General features: G+C 70.1%; 14 protein-coding genes. 6 read left to right on the top strand and 8 right to left on the bottom strand.

The features are described 5' to 3' along the window. Positions 1–281: 281 nt before the first annotated feature. From Q8Q85_01050 to Q8Q85_01075, 6 genes are all read right to left on the bottom strand, one after another. Complete coding sequence (locus tag Q8Q85_01050) at positions 282–2,843, bottom strand: vitamin B12-dependent ribonucleotide reductase (protein MDP3772834.1); 2,562 nt, start codon at positions 2,841–2,843, stop codon at positions 282–284. A 200-nt stretch (positions 2,844–3,043) separates the two neighbouring features. Then, positions 3,044–3,502, bottom strand: a complete 459-nt coding sequence (locus Q8Q85_01055; protein ID MDP3772835.1) for a gamma carbonic anhydrase family protein — start codon at positions 3,500–3,502, stop codon at positions 3,044–3,046. A gap of 35 nt (positions 3,503–3,537) precedes the next feature. Continuing rightward, the gene (locus Q8Q85_01060; protein ID MDP3772836.1) at positions 3,538–5,598 is read right to left on the bottom strand and encodes a protein kinase; all 2,061 of its coding nucleotides are present in this window, start codon (positions 5,596–5,598) and stop codon (positions 3,538–3,540) included. A 67-nt stretch (positions 5,599–5,665) separates the two neighbouring features. Beyond that, positions 5,666–7,924 (bottom strand): hypothetical protein, encoded by a 2,259-nt coding sequence (locus Q8Q85_01065; protein MDP3772837.1) that lies wholly within the window; start codon positions 7,922–7,924, stop codon positions 5,666–5,668. Positions 7,925–7,966: 42 nt separating this feature from the next. Further along, on the bottom strand, positions 7,967–10,849 hold the full coding sequence (locus Q8Q85_01070) for a hypothetical protein (GenBank protein MDP3772838.1): 2,883 nt from the start codon (positions 10,847–10,849) through the stop codon (positions 7,967–7,969). Continuing rightward, positions 10,846–12,807 carry an N-acetylmuramoyl-L-alanine amidase gene (locus tag Q8Q85_01075; GenBank protein ID MDP3772839.1) on the bottom strand — a complete coding sequence of 654 codons (1,962 nt, stop codon included), beginning with the start codon at positions 12,805–12,807 and terminating at the stop codon, positions 10,846–10,848. Before Q8Q85_01075 ends, Q8Q85_01070 begins: the two co-directional genes overlap by 4 nt. Before the next feature lie 211 nt (positions 12,808–13,018). Here Q8Q85_01075 and Q8Q85_01080 point away from each other — a divergent pair, with 211 nt between their 5' ends. The 6 genes from Q8Q85_01080 to Q8Q85_01105 are packed head-to-tail and all read left to right on the top strand — an operon-like array spanning position 13,019 to position 19,978. Beyond that, a complete protein-coding gene (locus Q8Q85_01080) occupies positions 13,019–13,960 on the top strand; it encodes an FHA domain-containing protein (protein MDP3772840.1) in 942 nt (313 codons plus the stop codon). Continuing rightward, positions 13,957–15,612, top strand: coding sequence for a protein kinase (locus Q8Q85_01085; protein MDP3772841.1), 1,656 nt, complete (start codon positions 13,957–13,959; stop codon positions 15,610–15,612). The genes Q8Q85_01080 and Q8Q85_01085 overlap by 4 nt, the downstream gene beginning before the upstream one ends. Next, the gene (locus tag Q8Q85_01090) at positions 15,609–16,604 is read left to right on the top strand and encodes a Stp1/IreP family PP2C-type Ser/Thr phosphatase (protein MDP3772842.1); all 996 of its coding nucleotides are present in this window, start codon (positions 15,609–15,611) and stop codon (positions 16,602–16,604) included. The genes Q8Q85_01085 and Q8Q85_01090 overlap by 4 nt, the downstream gene beginning before the upstream one ends. Positions 16,605–16,635: 31 nt before the next feature. After that, complete coding sequence (locus Q8Q85_01095; GenBank protein ID MDP3772843.1) at positions 16,636–18,024, top strand: trypsin-like peptidase domain-containing protein; 1,389 nt, start codon at positions 16,636–16,638, stop codon at positions 18,022–18,024. Between the two features lie 10 nt (positions 18,025–18,034). After that, positions 18,035–18,628, top strand: coding sequence for a hypothetical protein (locus Q8Q85_01100; GenBank protein MDP3772844.1), 594 nt, complete (start codon positions 18,035–18,037; stop codon positions 18,626–18,628). Positions 18,629–18,637: 9 nt separating this feature from the next. Then, on the top strand, positions 18,638–19,978 hold the full coding sequence (locus Q8Q85_01105; protein ID MDP3772845.1) for a DUF5723 family protein: 1,341 nt from the start codon (positions 18,638–18,640) through the stop codon (positions 19,976–19,978). Positions 19,979–20,150: 172 nt separating this feature from the next. Here the strand turns inward: Q8Q85_01105 and Q8Q85_01110 are convergent, their stop codons facing one another. Together Q8Q85_01110 and Q8Q85_01115 are read right to left on the bottom strand one after the other, a co-directional pair. Then, positions 20,151–21,869 carry a sodium:solute symporter family protein gene (locus Q8Q85_01110; GenBank protein ID MDP3772846.1) on the bottom strand — a complete coding sequence of 573 codons (1,719 nt, stop codon included), beginning with the start codon at positions 21,867–21,869 and terminating at the stop codon, positions 20,151–20,153. Positions 21,870–21,887: 18 nt separating this feature from the next. Further along, positions 21,888–22,978, bottom strand: a 1,091-nt coding sequence (locus Q8Q85_01115; protein ID MDP3772847.1) for a glycoside hydrolase family 3 N-terminal domain-containing protein, incomplete at its 5' end; no start/stop codon positions are given.

Here is a 22,978-nt window from a genome sequence, read left to right on the forward strand (position 1 = left end):
CGCGAATGCCCTGAAGCAGTACCACATCGGCCTTGAAGAAACCGACGATGGGATCTGGTCGATCTACTTCGGGACGGTGCTCCTGGCCAAGGTCGACGAACGCGACATGATCATCCGGGATTGACCCTTGCTAACCTCCCCACACCCTAACGAAGTGTTACCTATCCTCCCGGTAAACTTCGTTACCTATCTTCCCGGTTGCTCAAAGCGACTCGGCCCCCGGAGCGTCACCGGAGGCCGATTGACTTACAACTAACCTAACCTCTACGCAACCTGCTACATCACCCGCACTCGCTGAACCCGCACACGTGACACTTCACGCACCCTTCCGCGTACTCCAGCTGGCTCCCGCAGTCCGGGCACGCGCCCAGCATGTGGGGTTCGTTCGGGTGCGCCGAGGGCTGCGGCTGCGCGCCGTGCATCGAGGGAGCGCTGGTGATCGGCCGGACCACGGTTTCCTGGCGCGGCGCGGGCGCGAGCAGGTCCTGCTGCACCCCCTCGTGCTTCTCCTGCATCCACTTCTCGATCGCGATGCCGATCGCGTCCGGCACGCTCATTACCTTGTTGGGCCCCAGACCGATCACCTTGTCGCTGCTGATGCCGCGCAGCTGACGGTGGATCTCGGCCATCGGAATGCCGGAACGCAGCGCCAGTGAGATCAGCCGGCCCATCGCCTCCACGTCCGCCATCAGCGGCGCGCCGGCCTTGCCCAGGGAGATGAACACCTCGAACGGCTGGCCGCGGTCGTCCTCCGTGATGGTGACGTACGCGGTGCCGAGCGGGGACTCGATCCGCCGCGTCATCCCGCGCAGCAAGTCCGGCCGCGAGCGCTTCTGCCTCCGCTGCGCGTTCTCCGCCTCGGAATCATGGAGCTGTCTCCGCAGCCGCTGCATCTCCGACTCCAGCTCCGCGATCTGGCCCCTGGCCTCGGCCAAGTCGCGTTCAACGTCCGTAGCCGGCCTCGCGTCGCCAATGGTACGGCTCCCGGCTCCCGGCTCCCCGGTACCGCTCCCCGCTCCCCGCTCCCCGAAGGTCGCGCCATTCGCCTCGACCTTCTTCGCCGTGCTCCCCGTGCTCAACACCTGCATCGGCCGGCTGTTGTCGCGGTAGACCGTCACGCCCTTGCAATTCAGCGCGTAGGCCAGCTCGTAGATCCGCCGGACGTCCTCCTCGGTGGCCGACTCGGCGAAGTTGCAGGTCTTGCTGATGGCCGAGTCGGTGTAGTCCTGGAACGCGGCCTGCATGTGGATGTGCCACGCCGGCGAGACGTCGTGAGCCGTCACGAAGACGCGCTGCACTTCGTCCGGCACCTCCGGGAAATGGATGTGCCCTTCCTCGGCGATGCGCTTCATCAGCGCGTCGGAGTACCAGCCGCCCTTCCTGGCGTACCCGACGAAGTCCTCGTTCACGTCCGGCATGAGGACGCCCGCCTGGTTGCGGAGGAACGCCACCGCGAAGAGCGGCTCGATGCCGCTCGAACAGCCGGCCAGGATCGAGATCGTGCCGGTCGGCGCCACGGTGGTGAGGTTGCAGTTCCGGAGCTTCCGCATCGGGCGGATGCGCTCGCCCGCGGCGTCGCGCGCGCAGGTCTCGTCCGGACCCCAGATGCTCCGCTCCCACTCCGCGAACACCCCGCGCTGCTCGGCCAGGCGCTCCGATTCGACCTTCGACTCCTCGTCCAGGAAGTACTGAAGCTTCCGGCCGAACTCGACGCCCTCCTCGGAATTGTACGGGATGCCGAGGCGCACCAGCAGGTCGGCCCAGCCCATCACGCCCAGGCCGACGCGGCGGATCCGCTTGGCGAGGTCGTCTATCTCGGGCAGCGGGTACTTGTTCGCGTCGATGACGTTGTCCAGGAAGTGGGTGCAGAGGTGGATGGTCTGGCGCAGCCCGTCCCAGTCCAACTTCCCGTCCTTCACGAACTCGCCGACGTTGATCGACCCGAGGTTGCAGACGTCGTACGGGAGCAGCGGCTGCTCGCCGCACGGGTTGGTGGCCTCGTACGCGCCCAGGTGCGGGACCGGGTTGTAGCGGTTGGCCTTGTCCACGAAGAAGACGCCCGGCTCGCCGGTCTTCCACGCGCCGTGCACGATCTTCTGGAACACCTCACGCGCGTCCAGCTTCCCCACCACCTTGCGGGTGCGCGGGTGGAGGAGGTCGTAGGGCTTCCCGGCCGCCAGCGCGTCCATGAACTCGTCGGTGACGGCGACCGAGATGTTGAAGTTGGTGATCTTGGACGTGTCGTTCTTGCAGGTGATGAAGTCCAGGATGTCGGGATGGTCCACCCGGAGGATGCCCATGTTGGCGCCGCGCCGGGTCCCGCCCTGCTTCACCACGTCGGTCGAGGCATCGTAGAGCGACATGAAGGAGACCGGCCCCGAGGCCACGCCCATCGTGGAGCGCACCACGTCGTTCTTGGGACGGAGGCGCGAGAAGGAGAAGCCCGTCCCGCCGCCCGACTGGTGCACCAGGGCCATCGCCCGCAGGGTGTCGTAGATGCCGCTGCTGCCGTTGGAGAGCGCGTCTTCCACGGGAAGCACGAAGCACGCCGAGAGCTGGCCGAGCGGACGGCCGGCGTTCATCAGGGTGGGGCTGTTCGGCATCCACTTCCGCTCCGCCATCACCCGGAAGAACTCCTCGGCTACCGCTTCCACCGCGCCCTCCGACGCGCCATAGGTCCGGTCGGGCGAGGCGATGGTGCGCGCCACCCGCCAGAAGAGGTCCTCGGGCTTCTCGGCCGGCTTCCCGGTGTAGTCCTTCACCAGGTAGCGGCGCTCGAGCACCGTGATGGCATTGGCGCTGAGCCGCAAAGCGCGGCCGCGGTCGGATGCGGATGAAGCCATGGCTCGATACTCCGGCAACAACAGGGTCTTCGGGACTAAACCCGGCCGATGCAACCTAATCTAAACTGGTTGGCGATCTTACGATGACCGGCGGGGCTATTCGGCGAGGGGTCAAAGTAGGAGCGGGGAGCGTTCCGGGCAACACCCCTAAAAGGTCGTGCGGGCGCCAGCGATTCCGGTTATCCGCATCACAAACCTGCTCATCTGGGGATGGGCGGGACCTTACCCTCGCGGTGGAGTCGCGCCAGCGCGACGTAGTGGGCGACAGTGGCGGCGATCCGCTCGCGCAGTGCCGCGTCCACCGGCTTGATCACCCGCGCCGGCACGCCTATCACCAGCGATCCCGGCGCGATCTTCATCCCTTCCTTCACCACGGCGCCGGCCGCCACCACGGATCCGGTGCCCACGTGCACGTGGTTGAGGAGGATGGCGCCCATCCCGATCAGGCAGTGGTCCTCGACGGTGCATCCGTGAAGGATGGCGCGGTGGCCGACTCCGACGTCGGCGCCGATGGTGCACGGCACGCCCTCGTCAACGTGGACCATCGTGAGGTCCTGGATGTTGGTGCGGTCGCCGATGGTGATGGGCGCCAGGTCCGCGCGGAGGACGCACTGGTACCAGACGCTGGACTCGGCGCCCAGTCGCACGTCGCCGAGCACGTCGGCGCTCGGCGCGATGAAAGCCGACGGGTGGATTACTGCCGTGGGGCGGGGCGGATGAGGATCGTGGTCCAGGCCGCGACGGGCGCGTTGTTCTTCGTGGCCGGCTGGAAGCTCAGGTCCTGGGCGTAGGCTGCCGCCGCGAGCGCGAAGGCCGGGCAGCTCCCGCGCTGGGTGGCGGTCGGCGTGCCGACCACCTGGCCGTCGGCGCTGACGCGCAACAGTATGGTCGCGGCCGTGGTGCCGCTCGGGCAGCCGTCCGGGATCGTGATCTGCGGCGCGCCCCTAGGCACCGGCCGGTTGTCGTAGCACGCCTTGCCAGGATTCGACACGCTGCTGGTCGCTTCGCAGTTCACGCCCGGCGCCGCCGGCGCAGGTGGCGCGGCCGGCGTGGTGGGCGTCGCCGTGCCGCCGGCCGCAACCAGGACGACGTTCTGAACCTTGGTCTGATTCAGCGCGATGTCCACCCTCACGCTATACGGCCGGAAGCCCTGCGCCTCGATCTCCACGGTGTGCCGGCCCACCGGCAGCTTGATCTGGGTGCCCGTCGTGGGCTGACGGTCGATCCTCACCTGAGCGCCGCTCGGCACGTTGCGCAGCGTCAGGGTGCCCTGGCCGGCCGCGGGCAGCGTCGCTGATGGCGCGCTGGGGGTGACGGGCGGCCTGCGGACGGGCGGCGTGCGGACGCTGGTGTCGGGGTTTCGGGTAGTCGAGGCGGGCGGCACGGCCACGCCCGGCCGCGTCGCGGCGGTGCCGGGGAGCCTGGATGAGTCGGCGCCCGCCGGGGACACTGGCGCGAGTGCGACAACCGGAGGCTGAGCGGCGGTATCAGCGGCGACGCCGTTCTGCGCCGGCCTCATGACGCCGAAGTAGTAGCCCGCCAGCCCGAGTGCCACGACGCCGAAGCTCGCGGCGGCGTAGATCGGCACCTTGCTCTTCCGTTGCGCCGCGGCTTTGGCGGCCGCGGCTTTCGCGACTTCGGCGGCGACGACATCCTTGGGTTTGCCCATCGAGGCCGAGGCGCGCGGCAGTGGCGTCGTCGCGGCCGAAGCGATCGCGGACGGCTTCGCGGGTGCCTTCACCGGCTCGATGGCCCGGGTCGGCAAGGTGGACATGTCGGCCACCGACATCACGCCGGCGGCGCCACCCGCGCCCTCCAGCGCCTGGACCAGCTCCTCGGCGCTCTGGTACCGGTCTTCCGGTTTCTTCGCCATCATCCGCTGGATGACGGGGAAGAGGCCGCGCTGGTCGGCGGTGTCGAGCGGCGGGGTGGGCAGCTCCTCCATGATGTGCTTGTAGCCGATGGAGAAACTGTCTTCGCCGTCGAACGGCACGTGTCCGGTGAGGCATTGGTAAGCGACCACGCCTAGAGAGTACATGTCGCTGCGCCCGTCGAGGTTCTGGGCGCGCGCCTGCTCGGGGCTCATGTAGTGCGGCGTACCGATGGACATACCGGTGCCGGTGAGCTTGGCGCCCGACTGCGCCTTGGCGATGCCGAAGTCGGTTACGATGGCCTGCCCTTGCTCGTCGAACATGATGTTGTCGGGCTTGATGTCACGGTGCACGATGCCGTGCTTGTGAGCGTAGCCGAGGGCGCGGGTGCACTCGATCAGCACGCGCTTGATCTCCGGCACCGGCATCGCGCCGCGCGCTTCGATCACCGCCGAGAGGGACTTGCCGCGGATGAACTTCATCACGAAGTAGATCACGCGGCCGGATTTGCCGACGCGATAGATCGGGATGATGTTGGGGTGCTCGAGCTTGCCGGCGGTGCGCGCCTCGCGCTGGAATCGCTCGACGAACTCCGCGTCGAACGAGAGCGAGAACGGCAGGACCTTGATCGCGACCTCGCGCTCGAGCTGCTTGTCGCGCGCCTTGAACACCACCGCCATGCCGCCCCGGCCCAGCTCCTTCTCCAGCTCGTATTCCTCCTTCAGCGCTTCGCGGACGAGGTCCGCCTCATCGGGCTGCGGCGGCGCCGCGGCCATGGCTGCCGTCGCCTGCCCCGCGCCCGTGAGCGTCGTGAGATCCAGCCCGCACGTCGGACAGAACCGACTCGATACCTGGACTTCGGTGCCGCAGCGGGAGCAGAACATGGACGCTCGGGAGTACGGAGGATAACGTCTGGAACGGGGGGAACTTAGGCCGCTGCCGGAGAAGGTGTCAAGGCACGCGGGCGCTTCCGATTTCCAGGGGCTGCCGCCGTACCACGCGGCGGCCCGAGGCCGGGTCCTCCAACTCGAGGGTGAGGGTGTAGCGGCCGGGCGGGAAGCCGCTGAGGTCGAGCCGCTGCTGCACCCGCGCCCGCTGAGGAGCGTCGGTGACGGTCGTGTAGGCGAGGTTCGCGCCCCCGCCACCGCCGAAGATCCTGCGGAAGACCGAGCGGCCGCCCCGGGAGGCCACGATCACTCGAGTACCGACGCTCGCGCCCTGCGGGAGCCCGTACAGCTCGTAGTAGAGCGACGCCGTGCCGTCCCTCGGGAAACGCTGGAGCGGGTTCAGGGGGACCTCGCCCTCGGGACGCCGCCAGACGAGCCCGCTGCCCTCACGTCCGATCACCAGGTCGCTCGCCGCGAAACCGGGGCCCACGCGCGGCACCTCCACCGCGCGCGCGCTGACGAGCGCACCGGCGTCGGCTTGCGGCTCGGCGATCACGAGGTGGTAGCGGTAGCTGCCCGCCGGCACCCGGACGACCAGCTGCTCGGTGAGGAAGCTCCCTTCGGGCAGCGGCTGCGCGCTGCGGAACACGCGCACCGTATCGATCGTAGCCACGGCGCGCATCGAGCTGTCGTAGACCATGAGCCGCAGCGCGAGCGGGTAGGCGGGCGCGCCGGAGGTCGTCCCAACCGAATGGAGCCGCCCGGCGGGGATGGCGAAGACCACGTGCAGCTCGGTCGCGAGCGACGCGTCGGCCACGGCGAACGAGGAGACGACCGGCCTCAGGTCCTCGCCGAAGCGCATCGCGTAGGAGTCGGTGCGCACGCCCAGGTACACTGCCCTGCGGCCTTCGGCCCGCTCCTGGGCCATCAGCGGCCCGCGGCCGACCGACGAGAGGCGCGCCATCTTCTCGTACCGCGGCGACAGCGCGGCCCGGGAGTTGAGCAGCTCGTAGATCACCGCCGTTGGGAGGTCGCTCCGCGTCTGGATCGCGATGGCGGTGCTGAATCCGTACACGTCGAAGAGGCTTTCGACGAGCCGGTAGTCCTGCACGTCGCCGCGCGCCACGAAATGGAAGACGACGTCGCGCTCGGGCGGCAGCCGGCGGTAGAGCCAGCTCTCGTTAGGCTCGACCTGCGCGTCGGAGTACTGGGCCCTCCCGTCGGGCTCGCCGTGGCGGAGGTATATCACGCCGCGGTCGTCAAACTCCTGCTGCGTCGTGTCGCGGTACGCGACGGTGATGTCGTTGCTCCGGCGCCGCGAAACGAGCAGGAAGTGCGTGCGAACGTACCGACCGCGACGGAACTGCTCGAGCAGCCGCTCGCCGGGGCGGCGGCCGTCGGACAGGTCCCGCCGATCCCAGAACCCGCCGAGCCACGGGCCCACCGAGTCCGGGGCCAGCCCGTCGAACGAGGCCAGCTCCCCGGGCGTGGCGATCCACCCCAGGTCGCGCCGGAACTCGCGCCTGGCCGAGTCGCTCACCGGGGCGCGTCCCGCGCGGGCGTACGCGCCCACCGCGGAATCGCGACGGCCCAGCGCCGCCAGCGAACGGGAGATCTCGATGCCTCCCACTCCCGGATCGCCGCCCGCGTCCAGGAAGCCGCGGAGCGCTACCAGCGCCGAGTCGTGCTCGCCAAGTTGCCGCTCGACCCGGCCGCGCATCAGCAGCACCGCGGGCACGCGGCCGGCGGGCGTGGCGGAGGCCTCGCGCAGGGCCCGCTGCGCCACGGTCAGCCGCGGCGATATGCGCTGCCTGAGCGCGGTGGAGGACAGGTCCACCAGCGCCGAGCTGAACCCCGGGTCCGCCTGAAGCGCTCGCGCAAAGGCCCGCGCCGCCTTGGACAGCGGATCGAGTCCGAGCACCTCGCGGATGTTCGCGAGCGGGATGACTCCCGACTCCACTATCGAGAGCTCCGTCACGCCAAGCCAGTACCACGCGTACGGCCAACTCGGCCGCAACTCGGCCGCCCACTCGAACTCGGATGCCGCCTCGTCGTAGTGCCGGTTCGCGCCGGTGAGCTCGCCCAGCCGGAAGGCGAGGAACCCGAGCTCGAGATGGATCATGGGATCGTCGCGGTGCTGGCGGGCGAAGGCGATGCGCTGGCGTTCCAGCGCGAGTAGCGCCGTCGAATCGCCGCGCGCCGAGAACGATGCGCGTATGGAGTCGAGGGCCGCCCGCCCGCCCGGCTCCTGGGCGGGCGACGTGCCCGGCGCGAGCAGCAGAGCGAATGACAGGAGCGTTCCGGCCCGATTCACGATGGGCATGTCAATCAATGTACCCCGACGCATGCGCGCCGGTTCGATCCGTCAGAACCCCGAGCCCACCGCGAAGTACGCCGCGCCGCCCCCATCCGAGCGCAGGGCGGAGCCGAAGCGAAAGCGCACGGGAAAGTCGTACGCGATGCCGAGATCCGTGACGAGCTCGAGGCCGACCGAGCCGATAATGAAGCACTCGGACGTCGCGCCGCCACCACCACCACTGGGCGCGGTGTCGGCGCAGCTGCCGGGCGCGATCGTACCGCCCGCGTCCGCAAAGACCACCATCGAGACGCGATCCAGCGTGGCCGGCCACAGTCCGTAACCGCGGCCGACCAGCGCCAACGGCGAGCGGACCTCGACGCTGAGCGATCCCACCTTCCGGCCGATCTCTGACGCCGGCGCGAATCCGCGCACGGGGAAATTCCTCGACCCGCTTCCGATCGTCACGCCTGGGAGTAGCTCGACCGTGCCGCCGGAGAGGCCTCCCACGCCATAGGCGACGTTGTCGTTGCCGGTGATCACGCCGACCGCACCGCGAACCGCGAGCACGTGCCGTGCGAACCCGCCGCCCTCGAACGACGTGAAAGCCGACGCGCGGACGAAGTGCTCGGTGTGGCCGAGCGAAGTGCCGACGAGTTCCTGGCGGCGCAGCGTGGCTGAGAGCCTCCACCCTTCCTGAGTCGAGATGGCCAGCGCGGGCTGGAAAGTGTGCGAGGCGGCCGCGCTCAAGACGATCCCGCGGTACTCGTCCGTACCGATGCGATCGTATTCCGCGCCGAGGCGGGCGGCGTAGGCGGTGCGCCACCGGCGCTGCCGTACCGTGATGCCGGCCTCGGCGGACTCGTCAGCGAGGCAGCACAGCAGCACGCCCGGATTCGACCTGAAGGAAAACTGGAGCTGGTCGCGCGTGTACGAGGCATCGAGGATGGCGCGCGTGAAGCCGGCGTACTGATAGAAGAGGCTCCCGCGCCACGTTCCTGAGGCCTTGCCGGTCCCCAGCGCGAGATCTGCGGCATACCGGTGTCTGCCGAGGGCGTCGCCGCCGGCGGTGAACGCACCGTAGAAGCCCGGGCCGCCGGTCTGCGCTTCCCCGATTGGCGACCAGAAGTGCGGGAGCACGGATGGCCAGGGCCGATACGGGTGCGAGGACGCTTCCGAAAGCGGGACCATCGCGACCGCCGCCCCCTCGGCACCCATCGAGGAATCGGGCGGGAGCGGCGCGAGGCCGCTGTCGCTACGAGCGACGGACTCGAGCCGGAAACCGTCCTGATGGTACGCCAGATAGAAGAGCGAGTCCGCGGCCGCCGCCGGGGCGTACGCTCCGAACGACGCGCCGGTGAAGATGCGCCGGGAGCCGCCGGCATCGAGCGCGACGCCGACGATCTGCGGCACGCCGCGCACCTCTCGCGACCAGAAGAGCCACCTTCCATCGGGGCTGAACGCGGGGTCGCGGTCCATCGTGGGATCGCGCGTGACGTCGATGAGCACGTCACCGGCGAGCGAGAGGAGCACGATGTCGTGCCGGCCGTTCACGACGCGAGTGGCCGCGATGGTTCGTCCGTCGGGCGAGAACCGCGGGCCGGCCCACTCGACGCCCTCGGTGTTTCGCGCTACGGCGTGGAGGCCCGCCGAGTCCCGGCGCACCAGCTCGTTGCCGCCCGGTACCGCGCGCACCGCGACGATCGTGCCGTCCGGCCCGACGTCCGGGTCGCTGAGCCGTTCGCCGTGGGTAAGCCGGCGCTCGCGGCCGTCGAGGCCCACGCTCCAGAGATCGTTGCGTATCGTGTAGGGGTCGGTGAACTCGAGCTGCGAGACGATCGTGCCGCGGTCCCCGCTCCAGGCCACGCTGCCGGTACCGTTGAGTCGCGCGATCTTCCGGAGCGACCCGGTCCCGCGCTCGAACACGGCGAGCCGCACCGCGTCACGGCCATCGGCGTAGGCGAGGAGGATGCGCCGGCCGTCGGGTGAGACGCGGGGCTGGACTGCGGTCCGCGAACCGCAAGGAGGCTCGCGTGCCGGGCCTGCCGCGCTCCGGCCGCCGGACGGCACGCACGGCGCCCGCTGTCGCGCGGGAGACCCCGACACGGTCGCCGCGGCAACCACCGAGTCCTGCCACCCACGCCACGCCTGCGTGAACGAGATCCCGGCGGCCCTCGTCAGCGCGCCGTTGAGGAAGAGGTACGGCGCCAGTTGACCCGCGGTCTCTCGCACCAGCCGCGGCACTGCGCTGTCGCCGCGCTCCGCCGCGAGCGCGCCCAGGAACCGCGAGCCGAAGGCATAGGGCCGGATTCCGCCGGGCCACCGCGGCGACAGCCCGCCGGCCGCGTCGATCGGCATGCCGCGCCCCTCGGCCGCCGCGGCCGTCACCACCCCGGCGTGAAAGCTTCCGCGGAGCCGACCCGCGCGGGTGAGCCGCGACTCGTAGTAGACCGCGAGCCCCTCGATCAGCCAGGTCGGCGCGTACTCGTTGGGGAAGAGCCCCGGCGCCCGGCCGAAGACGCTGCGCGCGACGCGCCACCACCCGCGCGCCAGGTCGAGATGGAAGATGTGCGCCAGCTCGTGGGTGATGACGAGCCGCAGCCAGCGGTCGTAGCTGCCCAGCTCGAGGTCTCCGGCGGGCGGGTAGGCGTACACGACGATCACCGGCGTCGGGTAGGTTCTAGCGACACCGTTGGCCTCATCCACGTGGTCGGCGACGACGAGGTCGATGCGGCCGCGCGGGCTGGGCAGCTCCGCCGCGAGCGCTGCGTACGCGGCTTCCGCTTCGCCCGCCGCGCGCCGGCCCAGCTCTCGCTGGTCCGGGCGCACGTGCACGCGGAAGTGCGCGGTCTCGAGCGTCCACCAGCGCCCGCCGGGATGCGCCTGCGCGGACAGCGCGCACGGCAGCGCCAGGGCGAGCATGACCCGGAACGCGGCCCGGCCCTTCTTCATCGCTCCGGAGTCGCCAGTTCCCGCAAGTACGCTTCGATGCCGAGCGCGACGCCCCGCGCGTACGCGTCCTGGAAGCCTGCCGTCCGCAGCGCGTTCTCCTGCTCGGGAATCATGAGGAAGGCACCCTCGGTGAGGACCGCCGGCATCCACGTCGGCCGCACCAGCGCGAGATCGCCGCGGCCGATGCCGAGGTTCCTGAGCCCCATCTCGTGGACCATCGCGTCCTGGACGAGAAAGGCGAGCCGAGACGCGCGCGGCTGGAAGTAGTACGCGCTGGTGCCGTGGTTCTCGAACGGGTTCACTCCGTCCGGGAACGCGTTGTTGTGGATCGAGACGAGCACGTCGGCATTGGCCCGCTCGGCCATCGTCGTCCGCTCGTACAGGCCGATCGCCGTGTCGGTCGTGCGAACGATGACGACCCGGGCGCCCGCTTCCTCCAGCATCCGTGTCAGCGCCAGCCCGACCGCGAGGTTCGCGTCCGCCTCCCTGAGGCCGGTGGGACCGGTGGCGCCGAGCGGTGGATGACCGGGGTCCACGGCGATGGTGCGGCCCCGCAGCGGATGCGCGCGGTCGATGGCCGGCGGCCGCCTTATCTCGAGGATCAGGTCGTTCCCTTCCCACCGGGCGCGGTAACCGAAGACGCGGGCCGAAAGCTCGAAGCTCACCGTGACTTCGTCCTCCGTCGCCTGCGACCACGTCATCCGCGTCACCAGCGGATCGGTGCCGCCGTACTGGAGCCAGTCGAGGTCCGACTGCGCGCCGTAGAGGCGCAGGGTGACGCGGCGGTCTTCCTCGTCTACGCGGAAGGGGATCCGCGCCCCGAGGGTGACCCGAGCCACGACACTCGAGTCACCAGGCGTGAGCCGCACCAGGCCCACCCGGCTCCACGGCGGCGGCGTCCCCGCGGGCAGCGTACCGGCGACCTCGGCGAGGAACACCCATGCCGACGCGATGCGCGAGAGGGGCACCCGCACGAACTCGTTCACTCGGCCGCTCACCGCGGCGATCGTCCCGTTGCGGAAGAACCAGTCGTACGTCCCGGCCGGCATCGGCATGCCGATCGCCGCGCCGCGCGTGGCGCCGGTGTGTGCCGTGTCGTCGTCGAGCACGACCACCGGGCGTTGCGCGGGATCCACCACAGCGAGGCGGAGCGGGAGCGGCGCGCGCGCCGTGTCGGCCCCGACCGCGACGACGACCCAGGCGGCCGAGGCCGTGTCGGGCGCGGAAGGGAGCGGAGCTGCCGACGTCACCGCCGGCAGCGCGCCGCCCAGCGCCAGCGCGGGGAAGACGCCGACGTAGCGGGTCAGCGTGCGTTCGGCGCGCCGGGATGGCCGTACATCGAACGGCCCGTACTCCACCGAAAGCCCGGTGTCGGGCGCGAGCGGCACCCGGCGCCCGCCGGGAAGCCGCAGCGCGACCTGGGCTCCCGGCGCGGCGCGAACCGATACCCGAACCGGCTCGCCAAGCTCGGCCCAGCGGTTGCCACGCGGCTCGATCGAGCCGCGATCCAGCCACGCGCCCGCCGCCGGCGGCGCGAAGCGGCGCGGAAGCCGGAGGCGGTGACCGAGCTCGACGCTGTCCCCGCCGCGTCGCGCCACCAGGTGGAGCGTGGCCGCGGTATCATCGGGAAGGGGGAGCCAGGCGAGGAACGCGCCATTCGGCGCGACGGGCACGGGCCGGCCGTCGATCGTCAGGCTGGCGCGCCCGCTGCCGGTGGACCCGAAGAGGAAAGTGCTGTCGCGCGCGGTGACCTGGGTCCCCGCGGCTGGGTAGACGACCCGGAGATCCAGGGGCCCGTCAACCGGCGGAATAGTGGGGAGCGGCGCGGTCCGCCGGCTCGGCCGGAGCTGGGCCTCCAGATCCCCGAGGCCGATTCCGAACCCAAGGACGGCGGCCAGAAAGGTTGCGAGCCGGAAATGTGTCATCGAGCGCGCAACGTACACCAACTTGCGTTCCACCGTCAATTTGGCTCAGTTGACCTCCCCCTGAATCAGCCCGTATATTGGCCAACCGAACCGCTGCGAACGACTTGCGGGGGCTTTCTTACTTGTGACTACCTGCGCGCACTGCGGCCGGAAGAACGAGTCCGACTCGCGGTTCTGCATGGATTGTGGAAAGCCGCTCTCCGTTTCGGCGATGGCAGTCGGCGCGCCGGCCGGAAGCAGCGGCATGCCCGCTACGCGCGTCTATGATGCCGGCGGCGCGAGCGACGCATCAGGGGTGAAGTGCAGTTCCTGCGGGCATGCGGTGGACATCACGATGCCCTTTTGCGCCTATTGTGGCGCCAAACTGGAGGCGGCAGCCGTGGCTACGTCCGCTACTCCCTGCCCCAAGTGCGGCGCGGAGATCACCAGCGCCGACTACAAGTTCTGCCCCAACTGCGCGAGCTCGCTCGGCGCGGGCGCGGCGGCGTCCGTGCCGCACGAATCGACCGCCCTCTTCTCCGCGCAGAAGACCGCTCCCAAGCCGCCGGTGCAGCTGGTGCTGGTGGCGGAAGATGGCACCAAGGGAACCAAGTTCGCGCTGGTTGGCGAGGAGACGACGATCGGGCGCGCCGGGGCGGACCTCACCTTCCCGGACGACGCGTACATCTCGCCGATCCACGCCCTGGTGCTGTGGAAGGACGGCAAGCTGTCGGTCCGCGACTTGGGGTCTCGGAACGGAACCTGGATCTTCCTCGAGGGGCCGCACAAGCTGGTCGACGGCGACCTGATCCTGATCGGCTCGCAGCTGCTGCGGTTCCGGCGGCTCGGCTATCCCGGCCCGCACCCGCCGGACGCGGACGCCACCCGGCGGATGGGCTCTCTGGTTCCGAGCGCTGACATCGCGTCGGTGGGGCAGCTGCGCTCGGACGGGAGCGTGCGCGACGTGTTCCATCTCTCGCCGGGGCGTGACGTGGCGCTCGGGCGCGACCGCGGTGACTGGCCGTTCGGGTACGACCCTTCCATGAGCGGCGCGCACGCGGTGATCCGCTCCGAAGACGCGGACTTCGTGCTGGCCGACGCGGGCAGCCGCAACGGCGTGGCGGTCGCGGCGCGGGGCGACGTCCAACTCAGGAAGAACTCCAAGCTCCTGGTGGGTGACAAGCTGATGATGGTGGAGATGACGTGAAGACCTGTCCGGTCTGCGGACGCGATTTCCCGGACAACGTCAAGTTCTGTCCGAACGACGGGCAGACCTTGCGGGCGAAGAGCGCGTCCGCGGACCTCGTGGGGCAGGTCGTCGCCGACCGCTACCACATCACCAAGAAACTCGGCGAGGGCGGCATGGGTGCCGTGTACCTCGGCGAGCACGTGAAGATGGGGCGCAAGAGCGCCATCAAGGTGATGACCCAGGCGATGGTGCACGACCCCGACGCGGTGAGCCGCTTCAACCGCGAGGCCGCCAACGCCAGCCGCATCTCGCACGCCAACGTCTGCCAGATCTACGACTTCGGCGAGACGAGCGACGGGCTGATCTACCTCGCGATGGAGTTCATCGAGGGGTGCGCGCTCACCGACCTGGTCGACCGCGAGGGCGCCCTCCCGCCGGCGCGCGCCGCCGCGATACTCAAGCAGGCGGCCGATGCGCTCCAGGCCGCACACGACCTCAGCATCGTCCACCGCGACCTCAAGCCCGACAACATCATGATCGTCGAGGGCCGCGACGGCACGGACATCGTGAAAGTCGTGGACTTCGGCATCGCGAAGGCGATGGCGGGGGACGAGACCGGCCAGAAGGTCACCAAGACGGGTCTGGTGGTAGGCACGCCCGAATACATGAGCCCCGAGCAGCTCTCCGGCGACAAGCTCGACGGGCGGAGCGACATTTACTCGCTGGGGCTCGTGCTTTACCGTATGTTGACCGGCGTGCTGCCGTTCCAGGCCGACAGTGCGCAGGAGACGATGATCAAGCGACTCACCGACGACCCGACGCCGCTGGTGGACTCGCGTCCCGACATCGTCTTCCCGGACACGATGCAGGCCGTCCTCGACAAGGCGCTCGCGCGGTCGCCCTCGGAGCGTTACCAGAGCGCCGCCGAGTTCGGGCGCGACACGATGGAGGCGGTCGCGGGGCTGGCGGTGCCTTCGACTCGGGTGGATGTCGCGCCAGCGAACGTCGCGACGCAGCTGATGACCGAGGACCACGTCGAGGAGCTGACCAAGAACGTAGCCGCCAAGAAGAAGGTGGCCCCCGCGGCGGCCGCGGCCGCTCCGGCGCCCGCGAAGAAGTTCCCGCTGGTGCCGGTCTTGGGCGGAGTGGGCGGGGTGGCGGTGCTGGGCGCGGTGGCGGTCCTGGCGATGGGCCGAGGTAGGGGCGACAATGTGACCGACTCTGCGCAGACGCAGCATCCGAACTCGCTCCAGGTGGCAGCCGCGAACCCGAACACGACGCCGACGGTCGGGCGGCCCATTCCGAACAACCCGCCGCGGCCCCGGCCCGATTCAGGCGGGGTGAACAACCCACCCCGGCCGGATACCGCGGGCCGCGCCAACCCGCCGCCGGCGCCGGGGGCAGTGTCCATCGCCGATTCGCTGCGGCAGATGGACGATCTCGTGGACGCCCAGAGCTGGGACGCCGCACGGCGGACCGGCACGTTCATTTGGACGTCAGCGGCCGCAAGCGGCTCCCAGAAGGCACGCGCCGCGCGCACTATCGCCAACACCTTCGGTGAACAAGGCAACAACGATCAGATGATCAATTGGTACCGAAACTCGCTTCGCTACGACCCCAACAACGCGTCCGTCCTCGATATCCTGAACCGGCTGGGGGTCAATCCGTGAGCGACGCTCCGGTGAAGGTCGAAGTGTTCGGCCGGACCGACGTCGGCCAGGCGCGGGACCACAACGAGGACAGCTTCCTCGTCGCGGACCTGTCGCGGCGTAACGCCTCGCTCCAGCCCGAGGTGCGGGAGCACGAGGTCGGGCCGCGTGGCTCGCTCTTCATCGTCGCGGACGGAATGGGCGGCGCTGCCGCGGGTGAGATCGCCAGCGACATGGCCATCGACACGGTCTACAACCATATGGTCGCGGAGTGGGGTAGTGACCAGGAGAACACCGAGCAGCGCTTCGCCTACCGGCTGAAGGAAGCGGTCGAGTTGGCCAACCAGAACATCCACGAGTTCGCCAAGACCCACATCGAGCACCGCGGCATGGGGACGACGACCACCGCCGCCGGCGTCTATCAGGGCGCGCTCTACCTCACCCAGATCGGCGACAGCCGCGGTTACCTCATCCGTCACGGCAAGATCACGCAGATCACCAAGGACCAGTCGTTGATGCAGCGGCTGGTCGACGCCGGCGAGCTCACCGAGGAGGAGGCCGCCGTCAGCGAGCGGCGCAACATCATCCTCCAGGCCCTCGGCCCCGACCCGCACGTGAAGGTGGACCTGACCCGTCAGGACCTCCGCAAGGGCGACCTGCTGGTGATGTGCTCCGACGGGCTGTCGGGCCTGGTGAAGAACGACGACATCCTGCGGATCGTGACCCAGAACACCGAGCTGGTCGCGATCTGCAAGGAGCTCATCGACCTGGCGAACACCCGTGGAGGCCCGGACAACATCACGTGCATCGTCGCAAGATTCGGCGGCGAGGCGCTCCCCGACACGGACGGCAACGAGCCGGTGGGCCATCAGGTCTACCCGCTCCTCGACACCGAGTCCACGACCGAGCCGGTGCCGATCTACCAGCCTGAGACCGACTCCAGCGCGCGCAGGACGGAGGCGGTCGCGCCGCCGCAGCCTGCCCCGCAAAAGAAGAAGTGGTGGCCGTTCTGATCGCCGGCGGCGCTGAGCAGCGGTTCGTATCGTGAAGTGCGAGATCCGCATAGTCTCGGGGGCCCGCGCCGGGCAGCACGACGTCTTCGACAAGTCGTACATCGGCATCGGCAGGCACCCGCTCTCCGACGTCCGCTTCGACGCCGAGAAGGACCTCGACGCCTCCACCCGCCACGCGGCGATCGTCAGGACCGGCGACTCGTACCTCCTGCGCGACCTCGGCAGCCGCAACGGGACTTTCGTGAACGGCGAGAAGATCGAGGGCGACCGCACCCTGGTCGACGGTGACAAGCTGCGCTTCGGTGTGCACGGCCCCGAGGTCGAGTTCAACGTGCAGCGCGAGCAGGAGGAAGTGATAATGGCCGCGGTGCACGCGCCGGCGCCGGCCCCGCGCGAGACGCGCGACCCCGCGGTCGCACCACCCCCGCCACCCCCGGCCAGCCACAGCCCCGCGACCGACGCACCGCAGGGGGCTGCACCGCCCTCCGGGCCGTCGAAGACGTCGGTTCTGCGCGCCGAAGTCCGCGCCCAGGCCTTGCGCGTCCGGGCGATGACGATCGTGCTCTTCATCGTGATGGTCGGTGCGGCGGCGATCCTGCTCTGGCAGGGCCGGACGGCGCAGCAGCAGATGGCCGCGTCCGACACGACGATCTCCGCGCTGCGCGGCCAGATCCAGACACTGCTCACCGCGAAGGCCGACGCCGATTCCCTGGTGGCCCGCCTGCGGCGGGACCTCGGGCGCGAGACCGACCCGTCCCGCCGGCGGGTGCTCCAGCAGCGGTTCGACAGCGCGCGCACGCGACAGACCAACATCACCGCGGCGCAGGGCGTGGACTACAACGCTATCATGCGCGCGAACCAGAGCGCCATCGCCGTCATATACGTCCGCTTCGCCGACACGATGCAGATGGACCAGGGGACGGCGTTCTCGGTCTCGACGAGCGGCGTGATGATCACCAACCGCCACGTGGTGATGAACGAGGCGGGCGAACGCCCGCGCGACATCGCCATCCAGTTCTCCGGGTCCGCTGAGGTGCTGCCCGCGCGTCTGGTGCGGGTCGCCCCCGACGCCGACCTCGCGGTGATCCAGCTCGAGTCGCGGGGCCCATTCCCCGCGGTGGCGGGGCTCGCGGACGGCGCGGGGGACGTAGCCGAGGGGGCGCCCGTCGCCCTGGTCGGCTTCCCCGGCGGCGGCGGCGAGCCGGGCGCCGTACCGCGCGCCAAGCTCGTGACCGGCAGCGTGAGCCGCGTCCTCCCCGACTCGATGCTCGAGCTCGATGCCTACAGCGGGCAAGGCGCGAGCGGCAGCCCCATCTTCGATCGCAACGGCCGAGTGATCGGCGTGGAGTTCGGCGGCATCGGCGGGCGGATCATCCGCGGCCTGCCCATCCGGCGCGCCCGGCCGCTGCTTCCCTCCTGAGGAGGTTCCCATGAGACTCACTGTCCGACCCGCGCTCGTCGCGGGCGCGCTCGCCGCCTTCGCCGCGGCCGCGTGCAACGACGTGCCGTTCGCCCCCAGGTGGGACGCCGACTGGTACGTCCCGCTGGCCTCGCGGAAGATCGAGCTCCTGGGCCCGTTCCCCCCGGTTGTACCGGCGGGCACCAGCGCCAACGTGAGCTTCCCCGCGCAGCCGCAGAAGCTCGACGCCTCCATCGGCGCCATCCTGCAGCGGGACCTGGATTCGGCCTTGCTCGTCATGACGCTGGCCAAGTCGGTGGCGATCTCGGCTCTCGACACGCTCTTCGTGGCGTCGAGCCTCGCCAACCTCACCAACGGCGCCGCCTCGACGATCGTCTTCCCCATGACCCTCCTGACAAGCGACACGCGCGTCGAGGACACGCTGGTCGTGAACGCCGCCGGCCTCGGCATGATCCAGACCGTCGCGGCGGCACAGGACCCGCTGTTCATCCAGGTCCGCGGCCGGGCGACGTACCCCGGGCCTGGCACGCTCATCATCACCGCCACGGACTCGATCGGCATCAGGCTCGCCCTGATCGCGCGGATCGGCGTCTCCACCCGCTAGGAGGAAGCCATGCGACGCACATCGCTCGTCCTGGCCGGCCTCCTCGCGCCGGCGGCGCTCAGCGCCCAGCTCCCCGACCCCTCGCCGCGCGCCCTCGCGATGGGCGGGGCTTACACCTCGCTCGCCCGCGGCTACGAGACCGTGGCCTGGAACCCGGCGATGCTGTCCGCCAACGGCCGGCCCGGCCTGAGCATCGGCCTGCCGCACCTCAGCCTCGAGGTCGGCAGCAACACGTACAACTGGGGCGACTTCAAGAAGAACGCGAACCACTTGCTGAGTGACACGGACAAGCAGTACCTGCTGGACCAGATCGGGCTGGACGATTCCGTGCTCACGGTGCGGGGCATCACCGGCATCTCGCCGTTCGGGATCTCAATCGGCCCGTTCGCTTTCGCCGCGGGCACGACCGGGGACTTCGACTTCTCGGTCGGCCGCGATGCCGTGGAGCTGGCCCTGTACGGCAACGCCGCGCGAAGCGGGCCTTCCGAGTTCTTCACGGCGCGCGGCTCCCGCGCGCGGGGCTGGGCGGCAACGACGGTGGCCGGCAGCGTGGCGCACTCCTTCAGCCTTCCCGCGGGACGACTCTCGCTCGGAGTGACGTACAAGAAGGTGATCGGCCACGCGCTCGCCCGCGCCGCCGAGACGTCCAGCAGCTTCGGCGTCAACCCGGCCTTCACCGTTAACGCGGCGGGCCACGCCATCTACACGAACTACGCGAGCGACTTCGACCCCCAGGGCCCCGGCGACCTACTGAGCGGCGAGGGGACGCCGGGCTCCGGCTACGGCGTGGACGTGGGCGGCGTGCTCCAGCTCGGCGGGAGCCGGCTCACCTTGTCGGCGGTGCTGGTGAACGCGGTCGGCAGCATGACGTGGGACGCTTCGCGTTTCGCTTACGAGCGCGCCACCTTCCAGGTCGTGCAGACCGCGGGCGGCGGCGTTCAGGACACGCTGATCCGGACCACGCTCCAGACCGAGGCTGAGATCAACGCCGACCCCATCGCGCGCGCGTTCCGCGACTCCCTCCTCGAGGACGCGAGCTTCGCGCGGCTCCTCAGGGTGGGAATCGCCTACCGTCGCGGGATGCTGTCCCTCGCAGCCGGCGGGCAGCTGCGGCTCTCCGAGGGGCTCGACCGCCAACCCCAGCGACAGATCTCCGGCGGCGCCGAGTACCGGCTGCTGCACGTGCTGCCGCTGCGGGCGGGCGTGGCGACGGATTTCAAGTCGCTGATACTGTCGGGCGGGACCGGCATCCAGTTCCTAGGAGTGAATATCGATCTTTCGGCCGCGAGCATCAGTGGAAGTGAGAGGCCGGGGGTGGTGTTCGGGGTGGGGATGGGGCTGATCTGGTGAGCGCCAGGTAATCAGGCGTCAGTTGGCGGTAGAGTTGCAGGGTTGCAAAGTTGCAGCGGCTGACAGGCGGAAGGAGGCAGGGGACAGGAAGGGGGACAGCGATCGTCCGCAAGGGCACTGTCCCCCGCCACCTGTACGCTGGAAACCGCTGTAACTCTGCAACTCTGCAACTCTACGGACGCCTTCCAACTGACTTCTTGAGGACCCATCCTAGCACCGCTGCCGCCCCGCCTCCGGCCATCCAACCCGCCGAACCCACGACGATCCCTCCGATCGCCAGCATCAGTCCCATGACCTGCATCAACACCGCGGCCGCCTCGGCGAGATCGCGTCCCAGCGCCGACGCCGGCTCGGCGCCGACCCTCGCCCGCACCAGCCCCCATCCCGGTCCGCCCGGCCGCGCGCGGCGGTAGAACGCGTCGAGTGTCTCCGGACGCTCCGGCGCGGTCAGCAGCATGACCGGCACCCATACGGCCATGGTGCCGAACGCGGTGATCGCGAGCTTCACGCCGAACGCCAGCTCCGCCAGGTCCGGCACCGCCGCCAACAGCACCGCGATCGTCGTGCCCATCACCAGCGCCGTCCACTCCGCCCACGCGTTGACCCGCCACCAGAACCAGCGCAGCAGCAGCACGGTGCCCGTTCCGTTCCCGAACAGGATCATGAACCGGAACACCTTGCCGACGTCGGACATGAAGAAACTGGCCAGGGCGGCGATCACGGTTATGGCCACCGCGGCGACGCGGCCCACCATGACGAGCCGGCGCTGGTCCGCATCCGGGGCAACGAAGCGCTGATACAGGTCGCGCACCGCGTAGGAAGCGCCCCAATTGACCTGGGTCGAGACGGTGGACATGAATGCGGCGAGCAGCGACGCGAACACCAGGCCGAGCACGCCCGCCGGCAGGTACTTCAGCATCATGAGTGGATAGGCCAACTCGGGGTCGTCCAGCTGGGGGAGGACGACGATGGCGGCGAGCGCGACGATGACCCACGGCCAGGTGCGCACCACGTAATTCAGGATGTTGAAGAACCCCGCGGCCCGTTCCGCCTCGCGTTCGTTCCGCACGCTCGAGAGACGCTGCACGAACATCCCGCCGCCGTCGGCGAGCCGGTACGACCACCACTGGATCGTCAGGTAGGCGAGGAAGGTGCCGAACGGGAGCGCCAGGTCACCCGGTCTCGGCACGATGCGCAGCGCGTCCGCGCGCCCCGCCGCGACGAGCTGCGCCCGCAGCCCGCCGAGGCCACCGACCTCGTGCAGCGCGTAGCCGGCCACGAGGAACGCGCCCACCAGCGCCAGCACCAGTTGGAGGAAGTCCGTCGTCACCACGCCCCAAAGCCCGGCCGCGCCGGCGTACACCAGCGTGAGCACGACGATGAACACCACGGCCCAGAGTTGCGGATCGCCGGGCAGGTCGAAGACGCTCACCACGTCGAGCGCGACCAGCACCTTCCGCATCGCCAGCATGCCGTAGCCGATCGCGATGCAGTTGAGCGGGATGCCGAAGAAGAACGCGCGGGTGGCGCGGAGCACGGCGGCGGGCCGGCCCGCGTAGCGCAGCTCGATGAGCTCGGCGTCGGTCATCACCTCCGCGCGCCGCCATAGCCGGGCGAGCACCACGGCCATGAGCACGTGCGCGAACGCGAAGCTCCACCACTCCCAGTTCCCCGCGATGCCGCGCCGCGCCACCAGACCCGCCACGTAGAGCGGCGTATCCACGTTGAACGTGGTGGCGGCCATCGAGGCGCCCGCGAGCCACCATGGGATCCCCCGCCCGCCGACGAAGTACTCGGCCAGGCTCTTCGAGCCGCGCCGGGCGAGCCACAATCCGAGCCACAGGGTACCGCCGAGGTACCCGGCGACGACGACCCAGTCGATAGCGCTCACCCTGAGAAGTCCAGCGGATCAGGCGTCCAGAAGGAAGTGCGCCGCCGCGCGCTGCATCACCTCGTCACCGCTCCAAGCGCAGAGGACCGGCTGCTCGCCGGGGATCCTGGAGGCGTGCCGCGGATGGCCGAAGAGCACCACCGTCGCGGGGGTCGCGAGGTGGGCCTCGAGCTGGTGGACGATGAACGGCTTCAGCACCCCGCTCTTCTTCCCCGCCTTCACATCGGCGAACAGGATGACGACGCGCTCGCCGCCGGGACCGATCTCGATGCCGCGCTCCTTCAGGGCGTTGGTGAACGCGGAGCGTGGCGGCAGCGGGACCGGGAGACCGATGTCGTCGTCCACGACGTGAACGCTCACCGGGCCCCGCAGCCGCTGCACGGCGCCGCGCAGCACCAGGAGCGAGTCCCTCGCCATCGGCGACGGCGCGGGCGGTTTCGCGTCGGAGCCGGTAGCCGAACGCGCGCGACCGGCCGCGGCCCGCCGCCGGGCGACGGCTTCCGTCAGGCGCGACGCCGGCAGCGTCCCGGCATCGATCGCCGCGTCGATCGCCGCGACGACCCCGGCTACGTCCTTCGGGTAGAGCAGCAGGTCACACCCCGCGGCGAGCGCACGCACGGCGCCTTCGGCCTCCGTGGTCTGCTGGAGCGCGCCCTTCATGATGAGCGCGTCGGTGACGACGAGTCCGTCGTACCCCAGCTCGCGGCGCAGCAGTTCGGTCAGGATGCGGGCCGAGTACGTGGCGGGCACGCCCGACGGGTCCAAGGCCGGATACGCGACGTGTGCGGTCATCACGCTCGCCACGCCCGCGGCGATCGCATCGCGGAACGGACCCAGGTCCGCCTCGAGGCTCGCCCGGTCCGCCGCGACCACGGGCAGCTCCGCGTGCGAGTCGCTGGTGGTGCGGCCGTGGCCGGGGAAGTGCTTGGCGCACGCGAGCGCCCCTTCGGCCTGGCATGATTCGATCCACGCACTCGCCAGCGCGCCGACCCGCTCAGGGTCGTCGCTGAAACTGCGGGTCTGGACGATCGGGTTCGCCGGCTCGATGTCGAGGTCCACGACGGGCGCCAACACCCAGTTGATGCCGACGTCGCGCGCCTCGCGCGCCG

This window comes from Gemmatimonadales bacterium, assembly GCA_030697825.1.
Classification (GTDB): Bacteria; Gemmatimonadota; Gemmatimonadetes; order Gemmatimonadales; family JACORV01; genus JACORV01.

Bases quoted from the DNA above. Each gene is read 5' to 3' on its own strand.
- Q8Q85_01050 (MDP3772834.1), bottom strand. From the start codon at position 2,843: ATGGCTTCATCCGCATCCGACCGCGGCCGCGCTTTGCGGCTCAGCGCC.
- Q8Q85_01060 (MDP3772836.1), bottom strand. From the start codon at position 5,598: ATGTTCTGCTCCCGCTGCGGCACCGAAGTCCAGGTATCGAGTCGGTTC.
- Q8Q85_01065 (MDP3772837.1), bottom strand. From the start codon at position 7,924: ATGCCCATCGTGAATCGGGCCGGAACGCTCCTGTCATTCGCTCTGCTG.
- Q8Q85_01070 (MDP3772838.1), bottom strand. From the start codon at position 10,849: ATGAAGAAGGGCCGGGCCGCGTTCCGGGTCATGCTCGCCCTGGCGCTG.
- Q8Q85_01080 (MDP3772840.1), top strand. From the start codon at position 13,019: ATGCCCGCTACGCGCGTCTATGATGCCGGCGGCGCGAGCGACGCATCA.
- Q8Q85_01100 (MDP3772844.1), top strand. From the start codon at position 18,035: ATGAGACTCACTGTCCGACCCGCGCTCGTCGCGGGCGCGCTCGCCGCC.
- Q8Q85_01105 (MDP3772845.1), top strand. From the start codon at position 18,638: ATGCGACGCACATCGCTCGTCCTGGCCGGCCTCCTCGCGCCGGCGGCG.